General features: G+C 70.9%; 17 protein-coding genes. 11 read left to right on the top strand and 6 right to left on the bottom strand.

The genetic code is table 11. The features are described 5' to 3' along the window. Positions 1 to 126 precede the first annotated feature (126 nt). Positions 127 to 843 (bottom strand): IclR family transcriptional regulator NdgR, encoded by a 717-nt coding sequence (gene ndgR, locus ABT009_RS17050; protein WP_147988306.1) that lies wholly within the window; start codon positions 841 to 843, stop codon positions 127 to 129. A 207-nt stretch (positions 844 to 1,050) separates the two neighbouring features. Here ndgR and leuC point away from each other — a divergent pair, with 207 nt between their 5' ends. From leuC to ABT009_RS17070, 4 genes are all read left to right on the top strand, one after another. Then, positions 1,051 to 2,475: a 3-isopropylmalate dehydratase large subunit gene (leuC, locus tag ABT009_RS17055; protein ID WP_351294595.1), complete on the top strand. Its 1,425-nt coding sequence runs from the start codon at positions 1,051 to 1,053 to the stop codon at positions 2,473 to 2,475. A 6-nt stretch (positions 2,476 to 2,481) separates the two neighbouring features. After that, the gene (leuD, locus tag ABT009_RS17060) at positions 2,482 to 3,075 is read left to right on the top strand and encodes a 3-isopropylmalate dehydratase small subunit (protein WP_351294598.1); all 594 of its coding nucleotides are present in this window, start codon (positions 2,482 to 2,484) and stop codon (positions 3,073 to 3,075) included. A 309-nt stretch (positions 3,076 to 3,384) separates the two neighbouring features. Then, positions 3,385 to 3,612 carry an SCO5555 family protein gene (locus ABT009_RS17065; RefSeq protein WP_067274608.1) on the top strand — a complete coding sequence of 76 codons (228 nt, stop codon included), beginning with the start codon at positions 3,385 to 3,387 and terminating at the stop codon, positions 3,610 to 3,612. A 146-nt stretch (positions 3,613 to 3,758) separates the two neighbouring features. Beyond that, positions 3,759 to 4,388, top strand: a complete 630-nt coding sequence (locus ABT009_RS17070; protein WP_351294601.1) for an HU family DNA-binding protein — start codon at positions 3,759 to 3,761, stop codon at positions 4,386 to 4,388. A gap of 73 nt (positions 4,389 to 4,461) precedes the next feature. Here ABT009_RS17070 and ABT009_RS17075 read toward each other — a convergent pair whose 3' ends face one another. Beyond that, positions 4,462 to 4,665 carry a hypothetical protein gene (locus ABT009_RS17075; protein WP_351294604.1) on the bottom strand — a complete coding sequence of 68 codons (204 nt, stop codon included), beginning with the start codon at positions 4,663 to 4,665 and terminating at the stop codon, positions 4,462 to 4,464. A 43-nt stretch (positions 4,666 to 4,708) separates the two neighbouring features. Further along, the gene (gene cofC / locus ABT009_RS17080; protein ID WP_351294607.1) at positions 4,709 to 5,344 is read right to left on the bottom strand and encodes a 2-phospho-L-lactate guanylyltransferase; all 636 of its coding nucleotides are present in this window, start codon (positions 5,342 to 5,344) and stop codon (positions 4,709 to 4,711) included. Positions 5,345 to 5,627: 283 nt separating this feature from the next. Between cofC and ABT009_RS17085 the strand changes: the two genes are divergently transcribed. The 3 genes from ABT009_RS17085 (at position 5,628) to ABT009_RS17095 (ending at position 8,807) form a co-directional block, all read left to right on the top strand. Continuing rightward, the gene (locus ABT009_RS17085) at positions 5,628 to 6,467 is read left to right on the top strand and encodes a lysophospholipid acyltransferase family protein (RefSeq protein ID WP_351294610.1); all 840 of its coding nucleotides are present in this window, start codon (positions 5,628 to 5,630) and stop codon (positions 6,465 to 6,467) included. Beyond that, on the top strand, positions 6,464 to 7,474 hold the full coding sequence (locus ABT009_RS17090; protein WP_351294613.1) for an NAD(P)H-dependent glycerol-3-phosphate dehydrogenase: 1,011 nt from the start codon (positions 6,464 to 6,466) through the stop codon (positions 7,472 to 7,474). The genes ABT009_RS17085 and ABT009_RS17090 overlap by 4 nt, the downstream gene beginning before the upstream one ends. A 160-nt stretch (positions 7,475 to 7,634) precedes the next feature. Continuing rightward, the gene (locus ABT009_RS17095; RefSeq protein WP_351294615.1) at positions 7,635 to 8,807 is read left to right on the top strand and encodes a D-alanine--D-alanine ligase family protein; all 1,173 of its coding nucleotides are present in this window, start codon (positions 7,635 to 7,637) and stop codon (positions 8,805 to 8,807) included. Between the two features lie 22 nt (positions 8,808 to 8,829). Here ABT009_RS17095 and ABT009_RS17100 read toward each other — a convergent pair whose 3' ends face one another. Together ABT009_RS17100 and ABT009_RS17105 are read right to left on the bottom strand one after the other, a co-directional pair. Further along, complete coding sequence (locus tag ABT009_RS17100; RefSeq protein WP_351294618.1) at positions 8,830 to 9,330, bottom strand: DUF3515 domain-containing protein; 501 nt, start codon at positions 9,328 to 9,330, stop codon at positions 8,830 to 8,832. Positions 9,331 to 9,350: 20 nt separating this feature from the next. After that, complete coding sequence (locus ABT009_RS17105) at positions 9,351 to 9,584, bottom strand: Lrp/AsnC family transcriptional regulator (RefSeq protein WP_019068732.1); 234 nt, start codon at positions 9,582 to 9,584, stop codon at positions 9,351 to 9,353. A gap of 238 nt (positions 9,585 to 9,822) precedes the next feature. On the opposite strand from ABT009_RS17105, the gene ABT009_RS17110 reads away from it, so the two are divergent. After that, positions 9,823 to 10,794, top strand: a complete 972-nt coding sequence (locus ABT009_RS17110) for a thiamine-phosphate kinase (protein ID WP_351294621.1) — start codon at positions 9,823 to 9,825, stop codon at positions 10,792 to 10,794. Between the two features lie 10 nt (positions 10,795 to 10,804). After that, a complete protein-coding gene (gene thiD, locus ABT009_RS17115; RefSeq protein ID WP_351294623.1) occupies positions 10,805 to 11,620 on the top strand; it encodes a bifunctional hydroxymethylpyrimidine kinase/phosphomethylpyrimidine kinase in 816 nt (271 codons plus the stop codon). A gap of 580 nt (positions 11,621 to 12,200) precedes the next feature. Here thiD and rpmB read toward each other — a convergent pair. Further along, entirely contained in the window at positions 12,201 to 12,386 is a 186-nt protein-coding gene (gene rpmB / locus ABT009_RS17120; RefSeq protein WP_003957616.1) for a 50S ribosomal protein L28, read from the bottom strand. A gap of 279 nt (positions 12,387 to 12,665) precedes the next feature. Between rpmB and ABT009_RS17125 the strand changes: the two genes are divergently transcribed. Then, the gene (locus ABT009_RS17125) at positions 12,666 to 14,405 is read left to right on the top strand and encodes a DAK2 domain-containing protein (RefSeq protein ID WP_351295027.1); all 1,740 of its coding nucleotides are present in this window, start codon (positions 12,666 to 12,668) and stop codon (positions 14,403 to 14,405) included. A gap of 75 nt (positions 14,406 to 14,480) precedes the next feature. Further along, positions 14,481 to 16,670, top strand: coding sequence for an ATP-dependent DNA helicase RecG (gene recG, locus ABT009_RS17130; protein WP_351294626.1), 2,190 nt, complete (start codon positions 14,481 to 14,483; stop codon positions 16,668 to 16,670). The last annotated feature ends 66 nt before the right edge of the window (positions 16,671 to 16,736 follow it).

A 16,736-nucleotide genomic window follows, 5' to 3' on the forward strand; every position in this document is an offset into this window, starting at 1 on the left:
CCTTACCGGCCGGGCGACTTGGCGGCGGCGGGTGGGGGTCGGCGTAGTGATCGCGGGCTGCCGCGGCGCTGAGGCGGCCCGCCGATCTGTGCGGGTGAGACGGGTGTTACTGGTGATGGTGCAGGGTCAGCCGGAGCGGCGCAGGGCCTCGGAGAGGCGGGCGGCCGCGTCGATGACCGCCTGGGCGTGCATACGGCCCGGGTGGCGGGTCAGGCGCTCGATCGGTCCGGATACCGAGACGGCGGCGACCACGCGGTTGGACGGCCCGCGGACGGGCGCCGACACCGAGGCCACGCCCGGCTCGCGCTCGCCGATCGACTGGGCCCAGCCCCTGCGGCGTACGCCCGAGAGGGCCGTGGCCGTGAAGCGGGCGCCCTGGAGGCCGCGGTGCAGGCGCTCCGGCTCCTCCCAGGCCATCAGGATCTGGGCCGACGAGCCGGCCTTCATCGTGAGGGTCGAGCCGACCGGGACCGTGTCCCTGAGGCCGGAGAGGCGCTCCGCGGCGGCGACGCAGATGCGCATGTCGCCCTGGCGGCGGTAGAGCTGCGCACTCTCGCCCGTCACGTCGCGCAGATGTGTCAGTACGGGTCCGGCCGTGGCCAGCAGGCGGTCCTCGCCCGCCGCCGCCGCCAGCTCGGACAGGCGCGGGCCGAGGATGAACCGGCCCTGCATGTCCCTCGCCACCATCCGGTGGTGTTCCAGTGCCACGGCGAGGCGGTGTGCCGTGGGTCGTGCGAGCCCTGTCGCCGCGACCAGCCCGGCGAGGGTGGCCGGACCGGACTCCAGGGCGCTCAAAACAAGAGCAGCCTTGTCGAGAACGCCGACGCCGCTAGAGTTGTCCATGCAACGATATTCGCGTCTCACTCTGTGAAACGCAAGTTCAATTTTCCGGGGAACTTGCGACTCTGGAGTGGCAGCGGCCCGGCGACCGACGGGCCTTAGGCCGACGTCCTCCCCACTCTTCGCCGAGCGGGGGCACCCCCAGGGGTAAGGGCGGAGGCGCTCACATCTCTAGTTGGGTCTGCGGCAACGCCGACCGGAGGGAAAGCGATGGGTAGGACACTCGCGGAGAAGGTCTGGGACGACCATGTCGTCCGGCGCGCCGAGGGCGAGCCCGACCTCCTCTTCATCGATCTGCACCTGCTGCACGAGGTGACCAGCCCCCAGGCCTTCGACGGCCTTCGCAAGAGCGGTCGCCAGGTGCGCAGGCTCGACCTGACCATCGCCACCGAGGATCACAACACCCCGACCCTCGACATCGACAAGCCGATCGCGGACCCCGTCTCCCGCGCCCAGCTGGAGACCCTGCGCAAGAACTGCGCCGAGTTCGGCGTGCGGCTGCACCCGCTCGGCGACATCGAGCAGGGCGTCGTCCACGTGGTCGGCCCGCAGCTGGGCCTGACCCAGCCCGGCACGACCGTCGTCTGTGGTGACTCGCACACCTCCACCCACGGCGCTTTCGGTGCGCTGGCGTTCGGTATCGGCACCTCGCAGGTCGAGCACGTGCTGGCCACCCAGACGCTGCCGCTGGCCCGCCCGAAGACCATGGCCATCACGGTCGAGGGCGAGCTGCCCGAGGGCGTCACCGCCAAGGACCTGATCCTGGCGATCATCGCCAAGATCGGTACGGGCGGCGGCCAGGGCTACATCCTGGAGTACCGCGGCTCCGCCATCGAGAAGCTCTCGATGGAGGCCCGGATGACCATCTGCAACATGTCCATCGAGGCCGGTGCGCGCGCGGGCATGATCGCCCCCGACGAGACCACCTTCGAGTACATCAAGGGCCGCGCCCACGCCCCTGAGGGCGAGGACTGGGACGCCGCCGTCCAGTACTGGAAGACGCTGAAGACGGACGACGACGCGGTCTTCGACGCCGAGGTCGTCATCGACGCCAACTCTCTGTCGCCGTTCGTCACCTGGGGTACCAACCCCGGCCAGGGCGCGCCCCTGTCGGCGAACGTCCCCGACCCGGCTTCGTACGAGGACGCTTCGGAGCGCCTGGCCGCCGAAAAGGCCCTGGAGTACATGGGGTTGACCGCCGGACAGCCGCTGCGCGACATCAAGGTCGACACCGTCTTCGTAGGCTCCTGCACCAACGGCCGTATCGAGGACCTGCGTGCGGCCGCCGCGATCGTCGAGGGCCGCAAAGTCGCCGACGGCGTACGGATGCTGGTCGTGCCCGGCTCTGCGCGGGTCGGTCTGCAGGCCGTCGAGGAGGGCCTGGACGTGGTCTTCAAGGAGGCCGGCGCCGAATGGCGGCACGCGGGCTGCTCCATGTGCCTGGGCATGAACCCCGACCAACTCGCGCCCGGTGAGCGTTCCGCGTCCACCTCCAACCGCAACTTCGAGGGCCGGCAGGGCAAGGGCGGCCGTACGCACCTGGTCTCGCCCCAGGTCGCCGCCGCCACCGCGGTCCTGGGCCACCTGGCTTCGCCCGCCGACCTGTCCGACGCCCCCGTCACCGCCGGAGTCTGATCTGTCATGGAAGCTTTCACCACGCACACCGGCCGGGCCGTCCCGCTGCGCCGCAGCAACGTCGACACCGACCAGATCATCCCCGCCCACTGGCTGAAGAAGGTCACCCGCGACGGGTTCGAGGACGGGCTCTTCGAGGCCTGGCGCAAGGACTCCGAGTTCGTGCTGAACCGCCCCGAGCGGGAGGGCGCCACGGTGCTGGTCGCGGGCCCCGACTTCGGTACGGGATCCTCGCGCGAGCACGCCGTCTGGGCACTGCAGAACTACGGCTTCAAGACCGTCATCTCCTCGCGGTTCGCCGACATCTTCCGCGGCAATTCGCTCAAGAACGGCCTGCTCACGGTGGTTCTGGAGCAGAAGATCGTGGATGCCCTGTGGGAGCTGACCGAGCAGGACCCGACGGCGGAGATCACCGTCGACCTCGAGGCCCGCGAGGTGCGCGCCGAGGGCATCACCGCCGCCTTCGAGCTGGATGAGAACTCCCGCTGGCGGCTGCTGAACGGCCTCGACGACATCAGCATCACGCTGCAGAACGAGGACGACATCGCGGCGTACGAGGCGAAGCGTCCCTCGTACAAGCCGCAGACGCTCCAGGTGTGAGGCCCACCCGGGCCTGAGGCCCGTACCGGCCGGTTCACCCCCGGCCGGGACCGCTTCCGGCCCCCGCGCAGCACCCTCGATGTACCCCCGACCGTTCACGGTTGGGGGTACATCTGTATGCGCGTTTCCGAGGCTCTCCGGAGCCTGCCGGGGCCCTGCGGACGGTGCCAACTCCCCCTGCGAATAAGGGGAGTAGAGACGGCTTCCACGGGAAAGGCGGTGCTTGTGAGGAGGTGCCGGAAAAGGGGCTCGGCAGGGTAGTTGCCCCCTGCGGAGGCGACAACTCGCCCCAGATGGCACAATCGGTGCATGGATCGCGACAGCCAACTCGAGCTCTACGAGGCGGTCGCGGCCCAGCTGAAGGAAGCGCACGCAAGGGTGCGCGCACTGCAAGTCCCGGAGGGCGTACGGATGGCGCTGACCCGGAAGCTGCTGGTCATTACGGCCGCGGCCAAGCACGATCTCGCCGATGCGGCAAGGCGTCTGGAGCGATTGACGGCGGACCTCGACGCGGGTCGATTCCCCGAAGACGTCTGAGCATCAAGCCCCAACTCCACGACGCCGAGTTCGTTGCGGCACAAGGGTGATTAGCCCGTTTCGTGTTTGATTTGCGGTATATATCTGCCTAACGTGCGAAAAAGCTTGAACACTTTCGTTCCGGCGATGTCTCCGAAGGGGAAGACGTGAACAAGGCGCAGCTCGTAGAAGCGATTGCCGACAAGGTCGGCGGGCGTCAGCAGGCCGCCGACGCCGTCGACGCGGTACTCGATGCCATCGTCCGTGCTGTCGTCGGCGGTGAGCGGATTTCTGTCACCGGCTTCGGCTCGTTCGAGAAGGTCGACCGGCCGGCCCGGTACGCCCGCAACCCGCAGACCGGAGAGCGTGTGCGGGTCAAGAAGACCTCTGTTCCGCGCTTCCGTGCGGGTCAGGGGTTCAAGGACCTGGTGAGCGGCACCAAGAAGCTGCCCCGCGGTGGCGAGGTGGCGGTCAAGAAGGCCCCCAAGGGCAGCCTCCAGGTCGGAGCGGTCGCGAAGAAGGCCGCTACCAAGAAGGCCGCCGCCAAGAAGACGACGGCGCGCAAGGTCACGGCGAAGAAGGTCACGCCTGCGAAGAAGGCCGCGCCCACCAAGGCCGCGGCGAAGAAGACCACCGCGAAGAAGGCCGCGCCCGCCAAGGCTGCGGCGAAGAAGACCACGGCGAAGAAGACCACCGCCAAGAAGACGGCGGCCAAGAAGACCGCGCCTGCCAAGAAGGCGCCGGCCAAGAAGTCCACGGCGCGCAAGACCACCGCCAAGAAGGCCACTGCTCGCTGACGGGCACTGGGTATTCACCCACCACGCACCGGGCCGAGCTCCCCCTGGGAGCCCGGCCCGCGGTCTGTTCTGGTCAGAGTGTGGCCAGTGTGATCAGTGTGATGCGGCGGGCCTCGCCCTCTCCCTCCACCTCGATCCGCACGCGCTGGCCCGGCCGCAGCAGCCGGAGGCCGCCCGCGTCGAATGCCGGTGCGTCGAAGGGCACCGGTGTGCCGTCGTCCAGCAGCACACTGCCGCTGCGCGTTTCGGGGTCGTACGTGTACGAGGTCGCCTGCATGAGGGAAGCGTAGGCGACTTGGGGCGGGGGACCGCGGGCCGGCTCAGTCCGCGATCAGCAGCCGGGCGGCGGCCGCGGCCGTGCGCGGGCCGACGCCGAGCGCCAGGGCGGCCCGCAGATCGTCGCCGGTGTCCACGTCCCGGCGCACCGAGTCCACGCCGGCGAGACCGAGTTCCGCCGCCCCGGACGCCGCGTGCCGGGCACGTGATTCGCCGCCGAATGCGGGGAGCAATTCCGTGCCGGGTAGTGCCGACAGCAATGTGGTGCCGATGCCTGCCGCATCCGGGAGAAAAGCCCGGGGAAACAGCGCGGCGGCCGCCAGGACCCGGGCCAATTCCGTGCTGCGCAGCGCGGGGAGGTCCGCGTTGAGAGCGGCGACGGGGGCGCACGCGCGGGCCGCGCGCGCCGCCGCGGCTCCGTGCGCCAGGGCGGCGTTGAGGCCCGCACCGGGAGCATCCGGCACGATGCGGGCACCGAGCTCCGCGAGCTCCCGTCCGGCGAGGCCGTCGTCCGTGACGACCACCACATCCAGTACCGCGGGACAGGCGGCTGCGGCCGCCACGGTGTCCTGGGCGAAGGCGAGGGCGAGGGACGGCCGCAGGCCCTCGCCGGCCGCGCCCGAGAGTCTGCTCTTGGCCAGCACCAGGGGTTTCAGCGGTATCACCAGGGTCCACTGCACCAGCGTTCCGTCCCTTCGTTCCGGGCCCATTGTGGCCTGCAGTGCAGCGGTGGCCGCGCCGAGGTCGAGGGTGGTGCACCGGTCCGGCAGGAGGGGGACGGCGGATCGGCACCGGGGGAGAGGGAAGCGGACCGGATCGGCGTGCAGACGACGGCGGCGCGGATATGACGTAAGCCATGCCCCGGCGGACGCGGGGAAGGGTGGGCGTACCGTGTTCTCGACAGACCGGCGGCCTGGAGCGACACTTGTGCGGCCGACCAGGTCCGGAGAGGAAGGTGTCCGAGTGTCCCGCCGCAGAATCGGCTTCTGGTACCGCCTGGCAGCGGTAATCTGCAAACCGCCGCTAGTGGTTCTGATCAAGCGGGACTGGCGCGGAATGGAGAATATTCCGGCCGATGGCGGATTTATCACGGCGGTGAACCACAATTCCCATGTGGACCCGTTCGCGTATGCCCATTTCCAGTACAACACGGGTCGTGTTCCGCGATTCCTGGCCAAGCACGGCCTTTTCAAAAAGGGCTTCGTGGGCGCCATGATGCGCGGCACCGGACAGATCCCCGTCTACCGCGAGAGTACGGACGCGCTCAGCGCCTTCCGGGCCGCCATCGACGCCGTCGAGCGGGGTGAGTGTGTCGCGTTCTACCCCGAGGGCACCCTCACCCGCGATCCCGACCTGTGGCCGATGACCGGCAAGACCGGCGCCGCCCGCGTCGCTCTGAAGACGAAGTGCCCGGTCATCCCCGTGGCCCAGTGGGGCGCCAACCTGGTGCTTCCGCCGTACGCCAAGAAGCCGAACCTGAGGCCCCGCAAGACCCACCAGGTGCTTGCCGGACCGCCCGTGGACCTCTCGCGCTTCTACGACAAGGAGATGACCCCCGAGGTCCTCAAGGAGGCCACCGAGGTCATCATGGCCGCGATCACCGCGCAGCTCGAGGAGCTGCGCGGCGAGAAGGCCCCCGCGACGCCCTACGACCCGCGCACCGTACGGATCGCGCAGCGGCGCAGGGCCGCGGCCGCCGCACGGGGCGAGGTCCCGAGCCAGGCCACGGGCGAATCCGCCGGCGAGGGCGACAGCAGGGCCGCGAGCGCGAGCGGTAACGGCGATGCGGAGGACGGCAAGTGACGAACCCCCTCAAGGCAGCCGTCTTCGGGACCGGCTCCTGGGGCACGGCCTTCGGCATGGTGCTCGCCGACGCCGGGTGCGACGTCACCCTGTGGGGGCGCCGCCCCGAACTCGCGGACGCGGTCAACTCCACGCGTACCAACCCCGACTATCTGCCGGGCGTCGAACTCCCCGAGAACCTGCGGGCCACCACCGACCCGGCCGAGGCCGCGGCCGGCGCCGACTTCACGGTGCTCGCCGTGCCCTCGCAGACCCTCCGCGGCAACCTCGCCGAATGGGCGCCCCTGCTGGCCCCCGACACCGTCCTCGTCTCCCTGATGAAGGGCGTGGAACTGGGCTCCGCGATGCGGATGAGCGAGGTCATCGAGGACGTCACGAAGGTGGGCGCCGAGCGGATCGCCGTCGTCACCGGGCCCAACCTCGCCCGTGAGATAGCCGCCCGCCAGCCCGCCGCCGCGGTGGTCGCCTGCAGCGACGAATCGGTTGCCCAGCGCCTCCAGACCGCCTGCCACACGCCGTACTTCCGGCCGTACACCAACACCGACGTCATCGGCTGCGAACTCGGCGGCGCCGTCAAGAACGTGATCGGACTCGCCGTCGGCATCGCAGACGGCATGGGCCTCGGCGACAACGCCAAGGGCTCGCTCATCACCCGCGGGCTCGCCGAGACGACCCGGCTCGGCCTCGCGATGGGCGCCGACCCCATGACCTTCTCCGGACTCGCGGGCCTGGGCGACCTGGTGGCGACCTGCTCGTCGCCGCTGTCCCGCAACCACACCTTCGGCACCAACCTCGGCAAGGGCATGACCCTGGAGGAGACCATCGCGGTCACCAGGCAGACCGCCGAGGGCGTCAAGTCCTGCGAGTCGGTGCTGGATCTGGCACGCCGGCACGGCATCGACATGCCCATCACGGAGACCGTGGTCGGCATCGTCCACGAGGGAAAGCCGCCCATGGTGGCCCTCAAGGAGCTGATGTCGCGCAGCGCCAAGCCCGAGCGGCGCTGACACACGGTGCTGCGCGCGGCTCCGGCGACCCCTTTGCCGCGCGCAGCATGAAGCCCTGCCGGTGGCCGTACCTCGCACTGCGCCAGGCGGTGGCGACGCTGAGCGACAGCGGTCTGCGGACGCTGACTCGACGACTACCAACAGGTACGCTCATCGCGATATGAGCAGCGAGTACTCCACCCAGAGCCCGGTCCCCTCCACGCCCGGAGGGGAGTCCCGCAAGCCGCGCGTGGCCGTCGTGTTCGGCGGCCGCAGCTCCGAGCACGGCATCTCGGTCGTCACCGCGGGTGCCGTACTGCGCGCCATCGACCGTGCGAAGTACGACGTCCTGCCCATCGGCATCACTCAGGACGGCCGCTGGGCGCTCACCGCCGACGAACCGGAGCGCATGGCGATCACCGACCGCCGCACGCCCAGCGTCGAGCAGCTCGCCGAGTCGCACGAGGGCGGCGTGGTGCTCCCCATGGACCCCGCGAACCGCGAAGTCGTCTACAGCGAGCCCGGTTCGGTGCCCAAGGCGCTCGGCGAGGTCGACGTGGTCTTCCCGGTGCTGCACGGCCCGTACGGCGAGGACGGCACTCTCCAGGGCCTTCTCGAGCTCTCCGGCGTCCCGTATGTGGGTTCGGGCGTGCTCGCCTCGGCCGTCGGCCAGGACAAGGAGTACATGAAGCGGGTGTTCACCTCGTTCGGGCTCAAGGTCGGTCCGTACGTGGTGATCCGGCCGCGCGAGTGGGAGCGCGACGAGTCCAGTGCCCGCAAGAAGATCGTCGACTTCGCCGGCGAGCACGGCTGGCCGCTGTTCGTGAAGCCCGCGCGCGCGGGTTCGTCGATCGGCATCACCAAGGTCGACGACCTCTCCGGCCTCGACGAGGCGATCGCGGAGGCCCAGCGCCACGACCCGAAGGTCCTTGTGGAGGCCGCGGTGCGGGGTCGCGAGATCGAGTGCGGGGTGCTGGAGTTCGAGGACGGCCCGCGGGCCTCCGTGCCCGCCGAGATCCCGCCGCCCGACGCGCACGCGTACTACGACTTCGAGGCGAAGTACATCGACTCCACGCCCGGCATCGTGCCCGCCCCGCTGACGCCCGAGCAGACCGCCACGGTGCAGCGGCTCGCGGTCGAGGCGTTCGACGCGGCCTCCTGCGAGGGGCTCGTCCGCGCGGACTTCTTCCTCACCGAGGACGGGGAGTTCGTCATCAACGAGATCAACACGATGCCGGGCTTCACGCCCATCTCGATGTACCCGCAGATGTGGCAGGCCAGCGGCATCAGCTACCCGGAGCTGGTGGACCGGTTGGTGGAGGCGGCGCTGCGGCGGTCCACCGGGCTGCGCTGAATCGCCCGCTCTCCCGGAGCCTCTAGTCGGCGATCCCTTCGGGGATCGCCTTCTTGATGGCCGGAGCCAGGTCGACGAGGACGGTCGAGCTGTCCCGCTCCTTGTCCACGGTGACCTCGACGTACGCGAGGCGGTTCGCGGTGGTGAAGCGGTACGCCCCGTCGTCCTGCTTCTCCATCAGCCAGTCGACGCCGTTCACGCCGCCGCCGACCGCGTCCGGGTCGCCACCGTCGGCCACCTTCGGATCGATCATCTTCGGAGGCTGGGAGACACCGCAGCGCAGTATGATCGCCGGACTTCCCCAGCCTGCGGTCAGCGCGGAGGCGGGCTCGGGATCGTTGCGGCTCTCTCCGTCCACCTTGGACGGCAGTACCTTGTCCAGGTTCCGGCACAGCTTGGTGACCTTCGCGCCCGGACCGGGAACCGCGGCACGGGCGCCGTCGTCGCTTGAGGAGCAGCCCGCGGTGGCGATCAGCAGTGCGAGAGCGGGCAGGCCGATGAGCCGGTGACGGAAGATGTTCACCGGCCAAGGGTAGACGGGGGCTAGAGGTGCACGACGGGGCAGGTCAGGGTGCGGGTGATGCCGTCCACTTGCTGGACTTTCGCGACCACCATGCGACCGAGGTCGTCGACTGTGTCGGCCTGGGCACGCACGATCACGTCGTACGGTCCGGTCACGTCCTCGGCCTGGATCACCCCCGGAATCTTGGAGATCGTATCGGCGACGGTCGAGGCCTTGCCGACCTCCGTCTGGATCAGGATGTACGCCTGTACCACGGAACCTCCAGGGCGGCCACGAGGATCATGTGGGGAGAAGGGACGCCACGGTATCGCGTCGCTGCTCGCTGCGGGGAGACCCGCGGAGGCTGTGGCGTGCACACAGGTGGTGCACGGACAGCGCAGGTGGGCGGACACGTCGACGGTACCCAGGCCGGTGACGGATCGCGACCGCACACAGGGACGGGGCATTCGGAGTGAACGGGGCTTTCGGGATGAAAGGGCAAGGTGAGACACGGTGAAGGGAACCGTGGGCGAGCTGGGGGAGTTCGGGCTCATCAGGGAGCTCACCGCGCGGCTCACCTCCACCCCCGCTGTGCGGCTCGGGCCGGGTGACGACGCCGCGGTGGTGGCGGCGCCGGACCGCAGGGTGGTGGCGAGTACGGACGTCCTGCTGGAGGGACGCCACTTCCGCCGCGACTGGTCCACGGCGTACGACGTCGGCCGCAAGGCGGCAGCACAGAACCTCGCGGACATCGCCGCTATGGGCGCCGTACCGACCGCATTGCTGCTCGGCCTGGTCGTCCCCGCCGAGCTCCCGGCCGCCTGGCCGGTCGAGCTGATGGACGGGCTGCGGGACGAATGCCAGGTCGCGGGCGCCGCCGTGGTCGGCGGCGACGTCGTACGCGGCGACACCATCACCATCGCGATCACCGCGCTCGGCGACATGCGCAACCACGAGCCGGTGACCCGCGCCGGTGCTCAGCCCGGCGACGTGGTCGCCGTGACCGGCTGGCTCGGCTGGTCCGCTGCCGGGTACGCCGTGCTGTCCCGCGGCTTCCGCTCGCCCCGCGCCTTCGTCGAGGCCCACCGGCGTCCCGAGCCGCCGTACCACGCGGGCCCCGCGGCGGCCGGGCTCGGCGCCACCGCGATGACCGACGTCAGCGACGGCCTGATCGCCGACCTCGGGCACATCGCCGAGGCCAGCAAGGTGCGCATCGACGTCCGCTCCGGCGCGCTCGACATCCCGTCGCAGATGAACGACATCGGGCAGGCCGTCGGCGTCGACCCGCTGCAGTGGGTGCTCACCGGCGGCGAGGACCACGCCATCGTGGCGACGTTCCCGCCGGACGTGAAGCTGCCCGCCCGCTGGAAGGTGATCGGCGAGGTGCTGAACCCCTCAGCGATGCCCCAGGTGACGGTGGACGGGGCGCCCTGGACCAGCAAGGGCGGCTGGGACCACTTCGGGGACATCGAGGGCGGCCGGTAGCGTCGGGCCCATGGACACACCACCCCGGGCGCTTCCCCGCGTGCTCACCGTCGCCGGTTCCGACTCCGGCGGCGGCGCGGGCATCCAGGCCGACCTGAAGACGATGCTCGCCCTCGGTGCCCACGGCATGAGCGTGCTCACCGCCGTGACCGCGCAGAACTCCCTCGGCGTACAAGGCGCTTGGGAGCTGCCGGCCGCGGCCGTGCGCGCCCAGTACCGCAGCGTGGTCGACGACATCGGCGTCCAGGCCGTCAAGACCGGCATGCTGTCGTCGGCCGAACTCGTGGAGACCGTCGCCGAACTCCTCGCGGACACGGACGCCCCGGTGGTCGTCGATCCCGTCGGCATCTCCAAGCACGGCGACTCCCTGCTGGCCGCATCCGCGCTCGACTCGGTCCGTACGAAGCTGCTGCCGACCGCGACCGTCGCCACCCCGAACCTCGACGAAGTGGCCCAACTCACCGGCGTGCGCGTCGAATCGGAGGCCGACATGCGGCGCGCGGCGGCCGCCGTTCTCGCGTACGGGCCGCGCTGGGCGCTGATCAAGGGCGGTCATCTCACCGGTGAGGCGGTGGACGCGGTGGATCTGCTGACGGACGGCTCGGAGGAGCACTGGCTGCGCGCCCCGCGGCTCGACAACCGGCACACGCACGGCACGGGCTGCACCCTCGCCAGCGCGATCGCGTCCGGACTTGCGAAGGGGCAGCCGGTACCGGAGGCGGTCGCGGCGGCCAAGGAGTACGTCACCGGGGCGATCGCCGCCGGGTTCGCGCTGGGGCGCGGGATCGGGCCGGTGGATCACGGGTGGCGGTTCAGGGCCGTGTAGTCGGCACAGGCCTCGTGGCCGGTACAGGGCCTTCGTGGTCGGGTTCAGGCCTCGAAGCCGCCGAGGAGGTCGCCCAGCCTGCTCTCTGGTGCCCGGACGAGGCTTGCCAACACGTCCGCGATGTCCGCGAGTTCGAGGACGCCCGGCTTCTGGAGCGAGCGCGGGCTGCAGACGTGCGGGCTGCAGACGCGGCTTGCCCGGGCCGGTCGCGAAGCGTGTCTCCCTCCGGCGGAACACGCCCAGCGGATGGAGGGATTCGCCGGGGCTGGCGGTCACCGGTCCGGCGAAAACCGGTCAAGGCGCGCCTGACGGCCGCAGGCCGCAGCGGCCGCGGCGCGTCGTGGGAAGCCACCCGCCGCGGGCTGCGTCGGCTCGACGTAGCCGACGTCCCCGTGCGCATGGCCAGGCGTGTACGTCGACTCGATCGCGAGTCAGGTCCTGCCGGGCGTCTGCACGGCAGGACGCGTGGCACACGCGAGGGGTGTGCCGCAGCTGTGCGCGGGCATGCAAAGAGCCGGTCCCACCAGGAGGTGGAACCGGCTTCGCAGCAACCAGCTAGGTGGCCGCGCTAGCACTAACGTCAGCGCGAGACCTTGCCGGCCTTGATGCACGAGGTGCAGACGTTGAGCCGCTTCGGCGTCCGACCGACCACGGCACGCACGCGCTGGATGTTGGGGTTCCAGCGACGAGACGTACGGCGGTGCGAGTGGGAGATGTTGTTGCCGAAGCCCGGCCCCTTGCCGCAGACGTCGCAGTTGGCAGCCACGGGTCACTCCAAAGACTTCAGATGCACTTACGGTGGAAACCCGGCATGCCGGGATCAGTGATCTGAATGGCGTTGCCAGGGGAATAGCCCGATACGTATCGGGCAACCTGAGCAGCATACAACGGCTGCCTCGGTACAACGAAACTACCATGGTCGGCCCGGCCTCCGCCCCGGCCCCTGCCCGCGGCCACCGCCCCGGCCCACTTCCGGAGGGGGGCCGTCCGGGGTCTACGCTGCGTCCCAGTCCAGCTGCTCGACGAGGAGGCGCAGGTGCCGCAGGTGCCGCAGGTGCCGCAGAGGTTCGACGCTGTCGCTGTGCGCGCCTGGTGCGGTCTGGCCCTGGAGGACCTCGGACGGGCTCGCGAGGAGATCGACGCGATCAATGTCTATCCGGTCGCGGACGGTGACACCGGAACCAACCTGTATCTGACCGTCGAGTCGGCCGCCCAGGCCGTCGAGGCGGTGTTCAGGGGCCTAGAACCGCAGCAGCCCTCCATGCCCGAGGCGATGCGCGCGATGGCCCACGGTGCGCTGATCGGGGCCCGCGGGAACTCCGGCACGATCATGGCGCAGCTGCTGCGCGGAATGGCCCAGGTGCTCGCCGCGGGTGCCGTGAACGGCCAGGCCTCGGGGAACGCGGCGAGTGACGACTCTCACGCCGACGGCTCCGGTCTGCGGCTCGCGCTGCGGCGGGCGGCGGAGTCCGCGTACGAGGCCGTGGCGCACCCCGTCGAGGGCACCGTGCTGACGGTGGCGTCCGCGGCGGCGGACGCGGCCGACGGGGCCGAGGGAGACTGCGCGACGGTGGCGCGAGCCGCCTACAAGGGAGCGCGGGCGGCGCTCGACGCTACCCCCGGGCAGCTGGCCGTGCTCGGGCAGGCGGGCGTGGTGGATGCGGGCGGGCAGGGCCTCGTGGCGGTCCTCGGCGCGCTCGTCCAGACCTTCACGGGGGAGCCGCCGACGCCGTCGGACGCGCTGCACGCGCGCGTGGGCGGAGTGTCCTCAGCCGCAGACAGGCACGGGAGCGACCCCGGCACGCGCGTGGACGCCGCGGAGGCATGTCCGGACGGCCTGGTGGACGGGGCCGGCCCGGCGTTCGAGGTGATCTACCTGCTGGAGGCCGACGACACGGCCGTGGCCACGCTGCGGACCCGGCTCGACGCCCTCGGGGACTCGCTCGTCGTCGTCGGCGGCGACGGCCTGTGGAACGTGCACGTGCACGTCGACGACGCGGGCGCCGCCGTCGAGGCGGGTGTCGAGGCCGGGCGGCCGTACCGGATCCGCATCACGCACTTCGGGGCGGAGGACGCGCATTCGGCGTCCGCGGCCTCCGCCGCGCTGCCGTCCCGGGAGCGGGTGCAGCGCGCCGTCGTAGCGGTCGTGCCGGGAGAGGGTCTGCGGGTCCTGTACGCCGACTGCGGGGCCGTGACGGTGCCGGTGCGTACGGGGGAGCTGCCCGCGAGCGGGGAGCTCGTCGACGCGATCCGGCACGCCCACGCGCGCGAGGTGGTGCTGCTGCCCAACGACGCCGAACTGCGCCACACCGCTGCGGCGGCAGCGGAGCAGGTCCGCTCGGAGGGCATGCGCGTCGCGCTGATCCCCACGCGCTCCGCTGTCCAGGGCATCGCCGCGCTCGCCGTGCACGAGCCGGACCGCCGCTTCGACGAGGACGTCGTCGCGATGACGTCGGCTGCCGGGGCGACCCGGTACGCCGAGGTAGCCGTCGCCGAGCGGCAGTCGTGGACGATGGCCGGCATCTGCCAGGCCGGCGACATGCTCGGGCTGATCGACGGCGATGTCGCCGTCATCGGCTCCGAGGCCGCGGCCGTCGCGGAAACGGTCCTCGACCGCATGCTGGCCGCGGGAGGCGAGATGGTCACGCTGGTACTCGGCGATGACGTGCCCGACGCGACGGCCGACGGCCTCGAGCAGCACGTACGCGAGAACTATCTGGCCGTCGACACGGTCGTGTACCGCGGCGGCCGGCAGTCGGCGCTGATGCTGATCGGCGTCGAGTAGGCGCCGAGTGGAGTAAGCGTCGAGTAGGTCCGATTCCCCGGTACGTCTACGGCATTGTCAGTGCCGTGGTGTGCAATGGATCTCGTGCCCGTGCTCGAAGAACCCCTGAAGAAAGTGATCGGCCCCGCCACAGCGAAGGTGATGGCCGAGCACCTCGGCCTGCACACGGTCGGCGACCTGCTGCACCACTACCCCCGGCGGTACGCGGAGCGGGGTGAGCTCACGCGCCTCGCCGACCTCCCGCTGGACGAGCACGTCACGGTGGTCGCGCAGGTCGCGAGCGCCCGGATCCTGACGTTCAGAGGCGGCAGCGGCCAGCGGCTCGAGGTGGTCATCACCGACGGCAGCGGCCAGCTGCAGCTGGTCTTCTTCGGCAAGGGTGTGCACAAGCCCCACAAGGACCTGCTGCCCGGCACGCGCGCGATGTTCGCGGGCAAGGTCTCCGTCTTCAATCGCAGGCTGCAGCTGGCCCACCCCGCGTACCAGCTGCTGCGCGGCGGTGAGGACGACGAGACCGTGGACTCGTGGGCCGGAGCGCTCATCCCGATCTACCCGGCCACGGCGAAGCTGGAGTCCTGGAAGATCGCCAAGTCGGTGGACACGGTCCTGCCCAGCGCCCAGGAGGCCGTCGATCCGCTGCCGCCCGCCCTGCGTGAGGGTCGCGGTCTCGTCCCGCTCCCCGAAGCCCTCCTGAAGATCCACCGGCCGTCCACCAAGGCGGACATCGAGGACGCCCGCGCCCGCCTGAAGTGGGACGAGGCGTTCGTGCTCCAGGTCGCCCTGGCCCGGCGGCGGTACGCGGACACCCAGCTCCCCGCCGTGGCCCGCAAGCCCAAGCCGGACGGCCTGCTCACCGCCTTCGACGCCCGGCTGCCCTTCACGCTCACCGAGGGCCAGCAGAAGGTCTCCAAGGAGATCTTCGACGACCTGGCCACCGAGCACCCGATGCACCGTCTCCTGCAGGGCGAGGTCGGTTCCGGCAAGACGATGGTGGCGCTGCGCGCGATGCTCGCCGTCGTCGACGCGGGCGGCCAGGCCGCGATGCTCGCGCCCACGGAGGTCCTGGCCCAGCAGCACCACCGGTCGATCACCGAGATGATGGGCGAGCTCGCCGAGGGCGGGATGCTGGGCGGCGCCGAGCAGGCCACCAAGGTCGTCCTGCTCACCGGTTCCATGGGCGCCGCGGCCCGCCGCCAGGCGCTGCTCGACCTGGTCACCGGCGATGCCGGGATCGTCATCGGCACGCATGCCCTGATCGAGGACAAGGTGCAGTTCCACGACCTCGGCCTGGTCGTGGTCGACGAGCAGCACCGCTTCGGCGTGGAGCAGCGCGACGCCCTGCGCGGCAGGGGCAAGCAGCCCCCGCACCTCCTCGTCATGACCGCCACACCCATCCCGCGCACGGTCGCGATGACGGTCTTCGGCGACCTGGAGACCTCGGTCCTCGACCAGCTTCCCGCCGGACGCTCACCGATCGCCAGCCATGTCGTACCGGCCCAGGACAAACCGCACTTCCTGGCGCGCGCCTGGGAGCGCGTGCGCGAGGAGGTGGGCCAGGGCCACCAGGCGTACGTCGTGTGTCCGCGCATCGGAGACGAGGAGCCGGAGGCCAAGGGCAAGAAGAAGTCGCCCGAGGACGAGGCGGAGAAACGCCCGCCGCTCGCCGTCCTGGACGTCGCCGAGCAGCTCGCCCAAGGCCCCCTGAAGGGCCTCAAGGTGGAGATCCTGCACGGCCGCATGCAGCCCGACGACAAGGACGCCGTGATGCGCCGCTTCGCCGCCGGCGAGGCGGACGTCCTGGTCGCGACGACGGTCATCGAGGTCGGCGTGAACGTCCCGAACGCCACGGTCATGGTGATCATGGACGCGGACCGCTTCGGCGTCTCCCAGCTCCACCAGCTGCGCGGCCGCGTCGGCCGCGGCTCGGCCCCGGGCCTGTGCCTGCTGGTCTCCGAGATGCCCGAGGCCAGCGCGGCCAGGGCCCGGCTGGGCGCCGTCGCGGCCACGCTGGACGGCTTCGAGCTTTCCCGTATCGACCTGGAGCAGCGCCGCGAGGGCGACGTCCTCGGCCAGGCTCAGTCGGGCGTCCGCTCGTCCCTGCGGATGCTCACCGTCATCGACGACGAGGAGATCATCGCCGAGGCCCGCGAGGAGGCGGCAGCCGTCGTCACCCGGGACCCGGAGCTCGAGCACCTCCCCGGCCTGCGCACGGCCCTGGACGCGCTGCTCGACGAGGAGCGCGAGCAGTATCTGGACAAGGGATGAGAGAACCGTACGCGGGCACGGGCTGACAGAATGGGGGACGGGGGCTGGGAAACTGAAGGCGTGACC

The organism is Streptomyces sp. NPDC002896, assembly GCF_040295225.1.
Lineage (GTDB): Bacteria > Actinomycetota > Actinomycetes > Streptomycetales > Streptomycetaceae > Streptomyces.